The organism is Vibrio sp. M60_M70 (assembly GCF_037162085.1).
Taxonomy (GTDB): domain Bacteria; phylum Pseudomonadota; class Gammaproteobacteria; order Enterobacterales; family Vibrionaceae; genus Vibrio; species Vibrio diabolicus.
Genome location: NZ_JARLUL010000001.1, coordinates 803,220 through 817,739, shown reverse-complemented (window position 1 = coordinate 817,739; position 14,520 = coordinate 803,220). Strand labels below are relative to the sequence as shown.

General features: G+C 45.8%; 13 protein-coding genes. 6 read left to right on the top strand and 7 right to left on the bottom strand.

Translation table 11 applies throughout. The features are described from left to right. Positions 1-227 precede the first annotated feature (227 nt). Complete coding sequence (glyA, locus tag P4S59_RS03800; protein ID WP_005391333.1) at positions 228-1,478, bottom strand: serine hydroxymethyltransferase; 1,251 nt, start codon at positions 1,476-1,478, stop codon at positions 228-230. Positions 1,479-1,825: 347 nt separating this feature from the next. Here glyA and P4S59_RS03795 point away from each other — a divergent pair, with 347 nt between their 5' ends. The 3 genes from P4S59_RS03795 (at position 1,826) to P4S59_RS03785 (ending at position 5,070) form a co-directional block, all read left to right on the top strand. Then, the gene (locus tag P4S59_RS03795; protein ID WP_031780204.1) at positions 1,826-2,428 is read left to right on the top strand and encodes a YitT family protein; all 603 of its coding nucleotides are present in this window, start codon (positions 1,826-1,828) and stop codon (positions 2,426-2,428) included. Between the two features lie 90 nt (positions 2,429-2,518). Next, on the top strand, positions 2,519-4,039 hold the full coding sequence (locus tag P4S59_RS03790) for a winged helix-turn-helix domain-containing protein (protein ID WP_337167995.1): 1,521 nt from the start codon (positions 2,519-2,521) through the stop codon (positions 4,037-4,039). Between the two features lie 131 nt (positions 4,040-4,170). Continuing rightward, complete coding sequence (locus P4S59_RS03785) at positions 4,171-5,070, top strand: hypothetical protein (RefSeq protein WP_337167994.1); 900 nt, start codon at positions 4,171-4,173, stop codon at positions 5,068-5,070. A 101-nt stretch (positions 5,071-5,171) separates the two neighbouring features. Here P4S59_RS03785 and treC read toward each other — a convergent pair whose 3' ends face one another. The 4 genes from treC to gmhB all read right to left on the bottom strand — a co-directional run bounded on the left by treC (position 5,172) and on the right by gmhB (position 10,149). Beyond that, on the bottom strand, positions 5,172-6,857 hold the full coding sequence (gene treC / locus P4S59_RS03780; RefSeq protein ID WP_182036860.1) for an alpha,alpha-phosphotrehalase: 1,686 nt from the start codon (positions 6,855-6,857) through the stop codon (positions 5,172-5,174). A gap of 87 nt (positions 6,858-6,944) precedes the next feature. Beyond that, positions 6,945-8,369 carry a PTS trehalose transporter subunit IIBC gene (gene treB / locus P4S59_RS03775; protein ID WP_046874302.1) on the bottom strand — a complete coding sequence of 475 codons (1,425 nt, stop codon included), beginning with the start codon at positions 8,367-8,369 and terminating at the stop codon, positions 6,945-6,947. Positions 8,370-8,546: 177 nt separating this feature from the next. Continuing rightward, positions 8,547-9,494 carry a trehalose operon repressor TreR gene (gene treR / locus P4S59_RS03770; protein WP_337167993.1) on the bottom strand — a complete coding sequence of 316 codons (948 nt, stop codon included), beginning with the start codon at positions 9,492-9,494 and terminating at the stop codon, positions 8,547-8,549. Between the two features lie 103 nt (positions 9,495-9,597). Further along, positions 9,598-10,149, bottom strand: coding sequence for a D-glycero-beta-D-manno-heptose 1,7-bisphosphate 7-phosphatase (gene gmhB / locus P4S59_RS03765; RefSeq protein ID WP_048626100.1), 552 nt, complete (start codon positions 10,147-10,149; stop codon positions 9,598-9,600). Between the two features lie 341 nt (positions 10,150-10,490). Between gmhB and metN the strand changes: the two genes are divergently transcribed. From metN to P4S59_RS03750, 3 genes are read left to right on the top strand one after another with little or no spacing between them, the layout of a single operon-like run. Then, on the top strand, positions 10,491-11,525 hold the full coding sequence (gene metN / locus P4S59_RS03760; protein WP_047010146.1) for a methionine ABC transporter ATP-binding protein MetN: 1,035 nt from the start codon (positions 10,491-10,493) through the stop codon (positions 11,523-11,525). Continuing rightward, the gene (locus P4S59_RS03755) at positions 11,515-12,192 is read left to right on the top strand and encodes a methionine ABC transporter permease (RefSeq protein ID WP_005391355.1); all 678 of its coding nucleotides are present in this window, start codon (positions 11,515-11,517) and stop codon (positions 12,190-12,192) included. The genes metN and P4S59_RS03755 overlap by 11 nt, the downstream gene beginning before the upstream one ends. Positions 12,193-12,224: 32 nt before the next feature. Beyond that, positions 12,225-13,034, top strand: a complete 810-nt coding sequence (locus tag P4S59_RS03750; protein ID WP_301571345.1) for a MetQ/NlpA family lipoprotein — start codon at positions 12,225-12,227, stop codon at positions 13,032-13,034. A 111-nt stretch (positions 13,035-13,145) separates the two neighbouring features. On the opposite strand, the gene P4S59_RS03745 is transcribed toward P4S59_RS03750, so the two are convergent. Both P4S59_RS03745 and syd read right to left on the bottom strand, forming a co-directional pair. Further along, positions 13,146-13,922, bottom strand: a complete 777-nt coding sequence (locus P4S59_RS03745; protein ID WP_048626099.1) for a Zn-ribbon-containing protein — start codon at positions 13,920-13,922, stop codon at positions 13,146-13,148. Between the two features lie 2 nt (positions 13,923-13,924). Beyond that, entirely contained in the window at positions 13,925-14,470 is a 546-nt protein-coding gene (gene syd / locus P4S59_RS03740) for a SecY-interacting protein (protein WP_053808745.1), read from the bottom strand. Positions 14,471-14,520: the final 50 nt, after the last annotated feature.

Here is a 14,520-nt window from a genome sequence, read left to right as displayed (position 1 = left end):
GCGGTTTGGATATATTGAAAGGGACAAGTGTTGGTAGCCATCTCCTTATCACACACTCTTCGCTATATCTCATTCCAAACGCCAGACAAACAAAAAGGCCCTCAATTGAGGACCTTTAGTATATCAATGTTCAAAATAGACGAGTCGAGTTCTAGGAGAACACACGGAGTTTGCGCGAGCAAATGAGTATGTTCGACACCGAAATCGACTCATTCTATGAAGAACAGTTAGGCGTAAACCGGTAGACGCTTACAAATTTCGAGCACTTTCTGTTTAGTCGCTTCGATAACTTCTTCGTTGCCGATGTTATCTAGAACGTCACACATCCAGTTTGCTAGCTCTTTTGCATCTTCTTCAGTGAAGCCACGGCGAGTGATCGCTGGCGTACCTACACGGATACCAGACGTTACGAATGGGCTGCGTGGGTCATTTGGTACCGAGTTTTTGTTCACTGTGATGTTTGCTGCACCTAGTGCCGCGTCTGCATCTTTACCAGTGATGTCTTTGTCGATCAGGTCCACAAGGAACAAGTGGTTTTCTGTGCCGTTAGATACGATTTTGTAGCCACGCTCTTGGAATTGACCAACCATTGCTTTTGCGTTTTTCACTACGCGAGCTTGGTAAGCTTTGAACTCTGGCTCCATCGCTTCTTTGAACGCTACTGCTTTACCAGCGATAACGTGCATTAGAGGGCCACCTTGACCACCAGGGAACACTGCTGAGTTCAATTTCTTGTACATATCTTCGCCAGCATTTGACAAGATAAGACCACCGCGAGGACCTGCTAGTGTTTTGTGCGTCGTTGTTGTTACCACGTGAGCGTGTGGAACAGGTGTTGGGTATTCGCCTGCTGCGATAAGACCCGCTACGTGCGCCATATCAACGAAAAGGTAAGCATCTACTTTGTCAGCGATTTCACGCATGCGCTTCCAATCAACGATTTGCGAGTAAGCAGAGAAACCACCGATGATCATCTTAGGCTTGTGCTCAAGCGCTAGCTGTTCCATCTCGTCGTAGTTGATTTGACCCGCTTCATCGATACCGTAAGGGATAACGTTGTAGTGCTTACCAGAGAAGTTTACTGGAGAACCGTGAGTCAGGTGACCACCGTGCGCTAGGCTCATGCCTAGAACTGTATCGCCTGGGTTAAGAAGCGCCATGTAAACCGCGCTGTTTGCTTGAGAACCTGAGTGAGGCTGTACGTTCGCGTATTCACAACCGAACAGTTTGCATGCACGGTCGATAGCAAGTTGTTCCGCTTTATCTACGTACTCACAACCGCCGTAGTAACGCTTGCCTGGGTAGCCTTCAGCGTATTTGTTCGTTAGCTGAGAACCTTGCGCTTCCATTACACGTGGGCTTGTGTAGTTTTCAGAAGCGATAAGTTCAATGTGCTCTTCCTGGCGAAGAGTTTCTTCCTGGATAGCTGCGAACAGTTCCGCATCGTAATCTGCGATGTTCATATCACGCTTAAGCATCTGTATCTCCTGACTCAGATTAGTACTGAAAGTTGCAAAAAAACTGTTGAATGACCCTACGCAAACGTTTTCGTCACCCTAATGGCGCGCATTCTACATAATTTGATCTGGGTCATAAAGAGAAATTTACAATTTTTCTCATGCAGTTTTTTCATGATGGCAAGCAATCTGTATCACGCCCGCATTGCAATTGCATAACGACGCTCTATTGCCTGTCAATTTTGTGCTTTACACCCTGTAAAACAGCAATTACATAGGTTTACCGTAAATTTTACCCTCTAGCTACCGAAAAGATCATCTTTTTACTACTATGCACGCCTTATTTATCACTAATGACTGCAATATTGATGGAAAAACACTCATTAAAAGAAGACTGGATAGCGATTCTCACGGGTACCTTTTTGGTAGCTCAAGGCGTTTTCTTTCTCCAATCCGCAAACCTCCTAACAGGGGGGACGACAGGATTGGCTCTGCTTATTAGCCAATTTACACCTTTTACGTTTGGTGTGCTGTACTTTTTAGCAAACAGTCCTTTTTACTTGCTAGCATGGAAACGCTTCGGCCGTCATTTCGCCATTAATAGTGCCATTTCTGGCGCTTTGGTTTCTATCTTTGCCGATCATCTTTATTTGCTAATCTCGCTCGAATCGGTAAATGAAGTTTATTGTGCCGTCGCAGGTGGGCTTTTAATGGGGCTCGGTATGCTGATCTTGTTCCGACATCGCTCCAGCTTAGGTGGCTTTAACGTGCTGTGTTTATTTATTCAGGACAAATTTGGCATTTCAGTTGGCAAAAGCCAAATGGCAATCGATGCGTGCATCCTGTTTGCGTCATTCTTCTTTGTCACTCCAGAAGTAATTGGTCTTTCGATTTTGGGCGCATTTGCACTGAATGTCGTGTTAGCGATGAACCATAAGCCTCATCGCTATTCCGTGACCTACGGTTCATAAACTTTTGATGATAATTGGAGCGCAATTTATAAGATTTCGCGCTCCAATCGCTATATAATATTTCGCCATTTCCAAATAACGCGGTGCGGTATGCGCGATTTTTTGCAACAAGCCAAACAAACTCACAGTTGTATTGCGATTGGCGAGTTGGTCTATAATCCGAAGACACAAACTCTTCATCAAGACACTGTCGCGATTGATCTCGAACCTCGTACCATTGAGTTATTAGAGCTGCTGCTAACAAGCGTGGGACATCCGCTCTCTGCCGATACCATTATCGAAACCATTTGGCAGAGCAAATTCATCTCTAAGAATGTACTCACTAACCGCATTAGCACCTTACGTGCGCTGCTACAACAGCATCTCCCCGAGTACGATGCGACTAAGCTCTTGGTCACCTACCCTCGCAAAGGTTACTTTCTAAACCCTGCGAATATCCGTTTAGTGCCACCAGCGAAAAACCATCGACGTGCTATTACAGCTCAAGTTACGAACCGTAAGAACATCAAGCTGATTTTTGCTTATAGCTTATGTGCCGTACTTACGGTTTGTAGCGTGACGCTCGCAAGCTTGTTATGGCAACGCCAAGAGATTTCAACACAACAAACACGTCATCAGTTACTTATCCCCAAAGTCGAGTTGCTGCTCAACCGTGTCGATGCAATCGGCTCTCAGGCGCGAAAATACCGCATACTGGTCAAAGCCGTCTTACTGCAACAACAAGTCGAATATCCATACACCGACATCGCCAACCAAGACGCTCCCAGTTACTTTCTTGATCCTATCGGTCATACGCCGTATTTCCCTGGCGCGCGAAACATGCAGACCAGTGATTACGAACTCAACATAGAGTTAAAAGACGGCGCAGAGCAAGGCACCTTGAAAGCTCAGATGAACCTTATTTATCCTGCGACAGGGAAACTGGCGTTTCGCAACGAATACACACTGCGCTTATCCGACCTACAATCGGATATCTTCCAAATTCACTCAGATGTCGCGCAATACTTCAACTTGCCTGCACCTTCGGCAAGCACATGGCAGCTGTCAGACGTTCACCAAAAAATGCTGTTTGAGAATGTCTTTTCTAACCAACCTCTCCAACAAGCTGATGAGTTTGCAGCGATCACAACCGCAAGGCATCTCGCTTTGTACGAGCAAGAACCTCAAAAGCTGGAAGCGTATTTGACGCAAGTGCAGTCGTCGTTCGATGTTTTGCCAGATGAGCTAAGCCTCTGGTTGGGCGTATTGCATTTCAAACTAGGTAACCTAGACCGAGCAAAAGTTCTGCTGACCACTCCAGATGGCGACTCACGTATTCAAAACGCGCTGATTTATACGTTTGTGTCTCACATCGCTTATAAACAAAACAAACTCGAACAGTTCCGTCTCAACTACATGGAATCACTGGTGGCACTGCTGCGCGTTTTACCGTCCGAGACATTGTTTGAACGTCTTTCTCAATCTGAATCGAAAGAGACTTGCCTTCAACCATGGAAAACGTTGCATGTCAGTTTGACCGATCAAGAAATTATCAGCCGATGGAAAGCGCTCATCAACGAGTATTGCACCAACGTAGCTAACGAAATAAGCCCAAATAAAACAAATACCTAAATATAAAATTAAGCTTTCGTTAAGCCCTATTAGCTTTTGTTTTTTGCCCTTTTTAGCTCACTAAACTTAGCATGCTCGCATTCAAGCAACGGCCCAACATGAAGCGGCCTAATCAATCAGGAATGTAAACCATGCTAAACAAAATGACGCTTATCGCAGCAGCAACTCTGGCTCTTTACGGCTGTGGCGGCGGTTCATCTTCTGGCAGTGCTAATCCAAACAAAGTGCCTCAAGAAAGTTTCGACATCGCGATTCAAAACTCAATCTTCGCTCCCACGCCAAGCACACAACTAAACTACGCGTTTAGCCTGGATGGCCAACCTGAAGGCGAGATGAAACTGAGCTTCCAAGCGATGGATAACGAGCAATTGTTGGCAGCGTTGGCACAAATCCCAAACAGCGAAGCAATGGTCCAGTTGGTTAATGACTTGGTGAACTACGGCGCCGAACAGTTCTACTATTCTGACGAACAGTACAACGACGATGAAGAGGGCAGTACGCTTTATTTTGCAGGCTCTGATGGCGCACTTCATGAAGTCACCGACGCTTATTCCATTAACCAGCAGTTTGTTGCCATGCTGATGCACAGCAGCCCTATTTTCCGTCTCAACGGTGACGACGTAAAAGAGAAAAGCCCGAACATTGATATCGGTGAAGAGACCATATCTCTGCAAACCACTCTAACAGGCTACGCAGTTCACAACCTACTAGACAGTTTTGAAGATCATGAGTGGGTGCAAAACCTGCCAATGACAGTATCTTGCCAAGTGGTTTGGCAGCAGCAAATCCGAGAGACTGGCGTACGTAAAACGTTCTCGATTTCAAGCAAGAAAATTGAAGCGGCGTACCTGACGGAAGAAAATACTTACAACCTAAACTGCGATGATATGGACTCAATGGAGTTCGCCACTTCGGCAGAACGTTGGTTTAACCCGAGCTTAGGTATGATTGAGCAAATCGAGCTGCTAAAAGTACAACAAGTACAAATCAATGAAGAGAAAGTGCTGCTAACAGCAATTGAAACAAAATAAGCCTGTACTCCACAAGTATCTCGCATCTCAATAAAAAAGGCTTTGGGGAGCACACCAAAGCCTTTATCTCGAACATCAATCTTAGGGGGTGACACCCGAGTTTATTCTTCTATCAATAAAATACGAGTTTCGTAAGGTCGTAATACTTGATGGTTTGACGCGACTGCACTCGCTGAGTTTTGATAGTTGGATAGCAAGTTTTTCGCTTTATTCATATCAAAACGCTCTGGCAGAACGCATTCCACCTCTTCAGCGTAGTAGTTGTTGATACACAGCAGCGTTTGTTTGTCGTTCTGGCGAGCGTAAGCAAAAATGCGTTGATGCTCTGGCAATAAATCTTCATAACGGCCATCGGTGATCACCGGAACCTGTTTACGTAGCTCAATCAAACGTTTGTAAAAGTAGAACACCGAGTTCAAATCAGCAACCGCTGCTTCTGCGTTGATTTCAGAGTAGTTCTGCGCCACTTCAAGCCACGGTGTGCCTTCGGTAAAACCAGCGTGCTTTTGGCTATTCCAGTGCATTGGCGTACGTGAGTTATCACGCGACTTCTGCGCCAAAATCGCCATCATCTCCTCGTGTAATACGCCATCACGGTTGACCATGATATCGTACATGTTGGTGCTTTCTACGTCGCGGTACTGGCTGATCTCAGTGTAACCTGGGTTGGTCATACCAATCTCTTCACCTTGGTAAACATAAGGTGTGCCTTGCATCATGTGTACAGACGCCGCCAACATTTTGGCTGATTCGACGCGGTATTGTTTATCATCGCCTAAGCGGCTTACCACACGAGGTTGATCGTGGTTACACCAGAACAGCGCGCCCCACCCTTTGCCATTTAAGCCCGTTTGCCAATGGTTGAAGATCTGCTTTAACTGAATGAAATCAAAAGGCGCTTTAGTCCATTTTTCACCATTCGGATAATCCACTTTCAGGTGGTGGAAGTTGAACACCATGGATAGCTCTTTGCCGTCTAGCGAAGAGTATTGCTGGCAGTGCTCTAGCGTGGTGGAAGACATTTCACCCACCGTCACGCTGCCGTACTTTTGGAACACGGCTTCGCTGATTTCTTGCAGATATTCGTGCACGCGAGGACCATCAGTATAGAAACGACGGCCATCGCCAATATCATCGCTTGGGAAATCTTGTTGTTTAGAAATCAGGTTGATGACATCAAGACGGAAACCATCCACGCCTTTGTCTGCCCAGAAGCTGATGACTTCTTTGACTTCTTCGCGCACCACTGGGTTTTCCCAGTTCAAATCCGCCTGCTCTTTAGCAAAAAGGTGCAAGTAGTACTGCCCTGTCGCTTCATCCAATTCCCAAGCATTGCCTCCAAACTTCGATTGCCAGTTGTTGGGCTCTACGCCATCAACCGGATCTTTCCAGATGTAGTAATCACGGTAAGGGCTGTTTTTATCACCTAACGCAGATTGGAACCACTTGTGTTCTGTCGAAGTATGGTTGACCACGATGTCCATGATGATTCGAATGCCCAACTGATGAGCCTCTGACAACAGGGTATCGAAATCTTGCATCGTGCCGAACTCGGGGTTGATCGAGTAGTAATCGGAGATGTCATAACCGTTGTCGATCATTGGCGATTGGTAAACCGGCGTCAGCCAAATCGCATCCACACCGAGGTGTTTTAGATAATCCAGTTTAGAAATGATCCCTTTAATATCGCCCGTGCCTTTACTGCCGCTGTCACAAAAGCTTTTTGGGTAAATTTGATAGATGGTTGCGGTTTTCCACCAGCTCTCATCATGCTTGGTCATAGCCATTTCTAACACTCACTTACCAGTAATCGGAAACTTAAAATTTGAAAAGAAAAATAGGAGGAGGCAGCCAAGTCACTGCCTCAAATTGAATTACGCGTTTGCCGCCTCAAGCTCACCTTTGGCTTGTGCACGCTTATAAAGAATTAATGTTAATGCGGCAGGTACCACCATCGCGACCAACATCGCCAGAGCAAAGATGCCCCAGAACTGCGGCTGGATAGATAAGATACCCGGCAAGCCGCCCACACCGATGCCGTTCGCCATGACGCCTGCACTACCACAGATAGCAGCAGCACATGCACTACCGATCATCGCACTCAACATTGGGAACTTGTATTTCAAATTGATGCCGTACATCGCCGGCTCTGTTACGCCAAGGTAGGCAGAAATCGCTGCTGGCACTGAGATTTCACGCTCATCCTGCTTTTTACTGATGATAATGATGCCAACCACTGCCGATGCTTGAGCAATGTTCGATAGTGCAATCAAAGGCCAAATCGGCGTGCCACCCAATTCTTGCATCAACTGCAAGTCAACGGCGTTGGTTGTGTGGTGGATGCCTGTGATCACAAGTGGCGCGTATAAGAAGCCGAAGATGGTTGAACCAATCATCGCGAAGTCACCCGTCATGGCTGCTTTTGCTGCGAAAGCAACGCCGTCACCCAACATACGACCGAATGGGCCAATGATAGAGTGCGCAAGAATCACAGACACAATGATGGAAACAAACGGTACTACTACTAGGTAAAGGTAAGACGGAATGATGCGTTTTAAGCGTGTTTCGATAAACGCTAGTGCGATACCTGCTAACATCGCGGGAATCACCTGCGCTTGGTAACCGACTTTCTCAATCGCAAACAACCCAAAGTCCCACACTTCAGGTACTTGCTTACCAATCAGGTAGGCGTTCATTAACTGCGGCGAAACCAATGTCACACCAAGCGTGATACCCAGAATCGGTGTACCGCCGAGCTTTTTCACGGTCGACCAACACACACCAACGGGTAGGAAGAAGAAAATTGCTTCACCAATTAACCATAGGAATGAATGAACAGTCGCCCAAAACTGACTGATTTCCGTTAGGGTTTGACCATCAAACATCTTGATGTCGCCAATCACATTACGGAAACCAAGAATCAAACCACCAGTAATGATCGCAGGCAACAGTGGTACAAAGATTTCTGCAAGGTGGGAAATACCACGCTCAACGATATTCATGTTTTGGCGAGCAGCATTCTTGGATTCGTCTTTGCTCGCTTCACTTTTACCGCTTAGCTCGATCAGTACTTTGTAAACCTCATCAACTTCAGTGCCGATGACGACTTGGAATTGACCTGCGTTGGTAAAGCAGCCCTTCACCATCGGTAATGCTTCTAACTGTTTTGTGTCTGCTTTGTCCGTATCGTTTAGAACAAAACGCAAGCGAGTTAAACAGTGGCTTACACTGGCAATATTGTCCGGCCCCCCGACCAGCTCAATAAGACGCTCCACGTCTTTACGCGCAATCTTACTCATAACTTTGTCCACCCTGTATTGGATACATTCGATTCATCATTTTATTTTTTATAAATGGGAACATTCCCATTTCTTGATTTTAATATTGCCACTCAAAGACAAAAAACAAAATGGGAACAGTCCCATTAATTGAGAATGATCACAGTATAATTTTAGAGCAAATCGTTGTAGTGTGGATTAGCGGCAAATAGGTTGTTGAGTGAAGTGAACGACTTCTTCATCGCCATTTAATTGATTAATCAGCATTTTAGCGGACTTTTCACCCGCAAGGGTATAACCAGGATCGACACTAAATACTTTAGGGAAAAGGAAAGAAAGCAACTCGTTACCACCCACGCCTGTCACGACCACGTCTTCACGACCTAACTCTTGAAGACGCTTGATTACGCCCAATGCAATGGTATCGCTGGCACACACAATGGCTTGCGTGTCTGCATTGAGAACGTGGTCCACCAGCTGATAAGCACTTTCATGGCTAAGCTTACCGGTTTGGAAGCAAGGCGTAAGTTGCTTGCGTTGACACCAAGCTTTGTAAGCATTTAAACGCGCCAAGCCTGTGGTTTTGTCTTCAGGATCAACACCAATATAAGCAATGCGAGAGAGAGATTGCTGCTCAAGATGAGACAAAGCCATGTCTATCACGCCTTGGTCATCATAATTGATGGAAGAGACGTTATTGGTATCCATCGCAATCACCACAATGCGATTGCCCCACTCGGCTAAGGCTTGCTCATCGCACCCAGTAAAGCCAAACACAATCACCCCATCCACATTGCGACGCTTAAGCACGTTTAGATGCTCGTTGGTTTTGTCGCGATCAAATTGACTCTCCATGATCACTGCGTCATAGCCAGCGGAATACAATGCATTGAGCATTGTACCAACAGCACGATTTTCGGATGGTGAGTCCAGACGGGAGATGATAACACCGATGACTTTTTGGCTACCGCCACGCATTGATTGCGCAGATTTGGACGGTACATAGCCAGATTCACGAATGATTTGCTCTACTTTCTCTCGCGTTTGAGGTTTCACTTTTGGATCGTTGGTAAGCACACGGCTTACTGTTGATTTGCCAACGCCTGCCAATTTCGCGATATCAAGAATGGTGAGTTTTTTGCTCATAAGTGATCAAACTAGAATGGATGAATGCTTAGGTGACTGAACTTTAACAGTAATAAGAGAAAAGGGAAGCAAACGCTTCCCTTAAATATGTGAATTGTGCAGATTATTTTTTTAAATATGCAGGCACGTCAGCAACACTATCAAGCACAACCGTTGCTAATGCTTCACCTTGCTCAGTAACAGGCTTACCTGTGCGCACCAAAATCTTGGTGCCAACGCCCGCGGCTTCTGCTGCCATCATGTCTTCGGCTTTATCACCAATCATCACAGATTTTTCCATGTCGATTTTCAAGAAGTCGCGAGCAGAGATAAACATACCAGGTTTAGGCTTGCGGCAATCACAATCCTGCTTGTAATCGCCAATGCCATGTTCAGGGTGATGTGGACAGTAGTAGATACCATCAAACTCAACACCATGATCAACAAAGTTCCAGTCCATCCATTGAGTCAGAGACAAGAAACGGTCTTCACTGAATTTACCACGTGCGATGCCCGATTGATTCGTCACTAGCACTAAGAGGTAACCTTGATCTTTCAGCGCTTTCGTCGCTTCAAATACACCATCAATGTACTCAAAATCATGTTCGTCATGAACGTAGCCGTGGTCAACGTTTATCACGCCATCACGATCGATAAAAACAGCAGGTTTTGCCAAAACGTATTTCTCTATTAACTCGGTTTAATCAGATTATTACATACCTTATAAACTTCAACACTATCTAATTCATTCTAGGCCTCGACAAAACAGTTGATTTGTTGGGCAAGAATCGGTAATTCTGAAGGGTCTCTCCGCTTATCTTCTCCTCGTAACTTACTCCTCATTATTTTCAAAACAGAACATCCATACATTTAGACGTCTAGACGTAAAAATATCTATTGACTTCATTCTGGTTAACCCATAGCATCAACTGAGAAGTGAGATAAAGCTCAACATTAAGTTCTGTCAAAGGCCGTTTTTGACAGCGAAGTTCCCCGTATCTTTGGGCAGGTTGAAACATGATAGAAATAAAAAACGTCAATAAAGTGTTCTACCAAGGCAGTAAGGAAATCCTTGCCCTGAAAGACATTAACCTACACATCGCCAAGGGCACCATCTTCGGTGTTATCGGTTCATCTGGTGCTGGTAAAAGTACGCTGATCCGCTGCGTAAACATGTTAGAAGCACCAACATCTGGCTCCATCATCGTTGATGGCATTGATTTAACAAAACTCAGCAAAAAGCAGTTGGTCGAAACGCGCCGTAACATCGGCATGATCTTCCAGCATTTTAATCTGCTTTCGTCTCGTACTGTGTTTGATAACGTGGCGCTACCACTGGAACTGGCAGGCAAAGACAAATCGCAAATCACAACAAAAGTCACTGAGTTACTAAAACTTGTTGGCTTAGCCGACAAACACGAGAGCTACCCATCGAACTTAAGTGGCGGCCAAAAACAACGTGTGGCGATTGCTCGTGCATTGGCATCCGATCCTAGCGTTCTGCTTTGTGATGAGGCCACTAGCGCACTGGATCCTGCAACAACTCAATCTATCCTTGAGCTATTGAAAGAGATCAACCGCAAACTCAACATCACGATTCTACTGATCACCCACGAAATGGAAGTGGTAAAAAGCATCTGTCACGAAGTGGCGATCATCGGTGGTGGTGAGTTGGTGGAGAAAGGCACCGTTGGCGATATTTTCGCGCACCCTAAAACGGAGCTGGCGCACCAATTCATTCGCTCAACGCTGGATCTATCCATTCCTGAAGATTACCAAGCACGTCTGCAAGCAGAGCGTGTTGAAGGCAGCTACCCATTAGTTCGCTTAGAGTTTACTGGCGCAACCGTCGATGCTCCGCTAATGTCGCAAATCTCTCGTAAATACAATATTGATGTGAGTATTTTAAGCTCCGATCTCGATTACGCTGGCGGCGTGAAATTCGGCATGATGGTCGCAGAGCTATTTGGTAATGAAGAAGATGACAACGCAGCACTGGAATACCTGCGTAAGCACAACGTAAAAGTAGAGGTACTTGGTTATGTCCTTTAATACGATTTCTGAATGGCTGAGTTTAAACAGCAAACTACTTTTAGGTGCAACGTGGGAAACGCTTTACATGGTTGCGGTTGCCGGATTAGTCGGCTTTGCCGTGGGTATTCCATTAGGCGTAATCCTCCACATTACTAAGAAAGGCGGCCTACTTGAAAACACCAAACTAAATAGCAGCTTAGGCGCTGTCGTTAACATTGGTCGTTCTGTGCCATTCCTCGTCCTGATGGTTGCGATTATTCCAGTGACAAAAATGCTAGTTGGAACCTTTATCGGTACAACCGCAGCAATCGTCCCACTTACTATTGGTGCCATTCCGTTTGTTGCCCGTCTTATTGAAGGTGCTTTGTTAGAGGTACCAACAGGCTTGGTGGAAGCGGCACAATCAATGGGGGCGACACCAACACAGATCATCACAAAAGTTCTACTACCTGAAGCAATGCCGACTATTGTTAACTCAGTAACGATCACCTTAGTCACTCTCGTTAGCTACTCGGCCATGGCGGGTACGGTAGGCGGCGGCGGACTCGGCGACGTAGCCATCCGTTACGGTTTCCACCGCTACGATGTAACTATCATGGCTGTGACTGTCGTGATGCTGATTGTTCTAGTACAGATTATTCAGTCTATCGGTGACGCAGTGGTGCGCCGTGTAGACCACAGATAAGCATTGAAAATACAAATTATAAGGAGATAAAGATGAAATTTAGCCTTAAAGGTCTTTTGACTGCAGCAACGGCCGCTTCTGCTCTTGTTCTAGCGGGTTGTGGCGACAAAGAAGTAGACGTAAATAAAGTAAAAGTTGGCGTTATTGCTGGTGCTGAAGCACAAGTTGCCGAAGTTGCAGCTAAAGTAGCAAAAGAAAAGTACAACCTAGACGTTGAATTAGTAACATTTACCGATTACGTAACGCCAAATGCCGCTCTGGATGATGGTTCAGTAGACGCGAATGCGTTCCAACATAAACCATACCTAGACCAACAAGTGAAAGACCGCGGCTACAAACTGGCTATCGCGGGTAACTCATTCGTTTACCCGATTGCTGGTTACTCTAAGCAAGTGAAGTCAATCGATGAAATCCAAGATGGCGCACGCATCGCAGTTCCAAACGATCCAACAAACCTAGGTCGCTCACTACTGCTTCTTGAGCAACAAGGTTTGATTACGCTACGTGATGGCGTTGGTCTACTCGCTACAGTACGTGACATCGTAGGCAACCCTAAAAATATCGAAATCATTGAGTTAGAAGCGCCACAACTTCCACGTTCATTGGATGACGTAACGCTATCTATCATCAACACCACTTACGCAAGCTCTATCGACCTATCGCCAGAGCGTGACGGCGTGTTCGTTGAAGATAAAGACTCACCATACGTAAACCTAATTGTTGCTCGCGAAGAAAATGTTAATGCGCAAAACGTACAAAACTTCGTAAAAGCTTATCAAACGGAAGAAGTTTACGAAGCGGCAAAAGAGCTATTCAAAGGCGGCGTAGTGAAAGGTTGGTAATCCCACTTTTCTAAACCGTACTGAAAATAATAGTCTGAACATAAAAGGGCTGATGTGAAAACATCAGCCCTTTTTATTTCTCTATCTAACCATTTAACTAACCTCAATTAGTTACTTTAGGTGGTCCCAAGAGATATTCGACACGATTCGGCAGTCATCACACTTAAAGTGAAATATGTCATGTAGTGGCTCATCGAGTAGCCACTCTCCACCGCATTTTGGGCACTTGCGCGCTTTCTCGCTCTCCAGCGACTGACCGCCCACGCGATACTGGTAATAGTATGTTGGAACCTTGGTGATGTATTCGATACGACCTCGCAAATCCCAACCTCTGCGGAACAACACGCTGTCTACATCGCAAATCTCGTGCAGCGCCGCATGCTCTGCACGGCACCCGCCAGCCATTTGGATTTCATCGCACGCTTGCCATTCTGTCTGCCATTTGATGACGGCTTTATGGTCACCATTTAGCGTCGGCTCATTGCGATACAAAGGAATCGGCAACAACGTTTCCCCACTGCGCAATGGCGAACACGTATGAACATAAGTCGTGTACAACACTTGCCAGCTAGGTGTCTCTTCTTCGGCCGCTTGTTCTGAATTTAAATCACGGCCAAGCATACGCATTTTCGGTGCAAGCAAAGACGCGTCTGACAAACGGTTCATGCACACTTTGACAAAATCTGAGTGATAACGTGGATGCAAACTGTCTTGCTCTGGGCAAACGACACGAACATAAAACTCGCCATCTCCCATCACTATCGGGAATTCACGGCCTAGTACTTGGCCGTTGTAACGCAACGCATCCATCAAGCCATTAATGGCTTTGTCTACCGCGCTGACGGTGGTGTTATCAAAACACTCAAACTGCAACTCAACAACGTACATATTTAGACAGCGGCCTCTAACTTGCTCAAGAACTCAGCCAATGAATCCGCCAGCACATCGCGTTTAGACGTACCTAAACGCTCTAAAATCACATTACCAGTGAGGTTACAAATAGAGATTACATCCATTTCCTCATCTGTCGCCGCGATAAATACCGTTGGTTTAAGTTTCAGGCGACGTTGCGTCACCAAATGACCAAGAATATTTTCTTGTAGGCGCACAAAATCATCATCGCTCCACACTTGCAGCAGCGTCAACGAATTACCTTGCCAAGTTGCCTCCATATCGGCGCTGTATTGAGAACCATAAAAGGCTTTTACATCATCTTGCAGTGACAACTCAATCGCATTTTCCACATTAGTGAAATCGGCCATTTCATCACGTGCGACCGCTTTCCAAAGCACCTTTCCATCACGCTTCTCTTCGACACAAGGAGAAACAAGATCTGCAAGCTCTTCACTGCTTGGCAACTCATTATATTTAGCTTGCCAAGCTTGTTGGTAGCGCAGGCTGAACTCTTGTAGCGCCTGAGTAACGTTTTGGGTCATGAAGGTCTCCTCATTCCTTATTTATCAGATAGCCGTGTTTGCCGGATGGC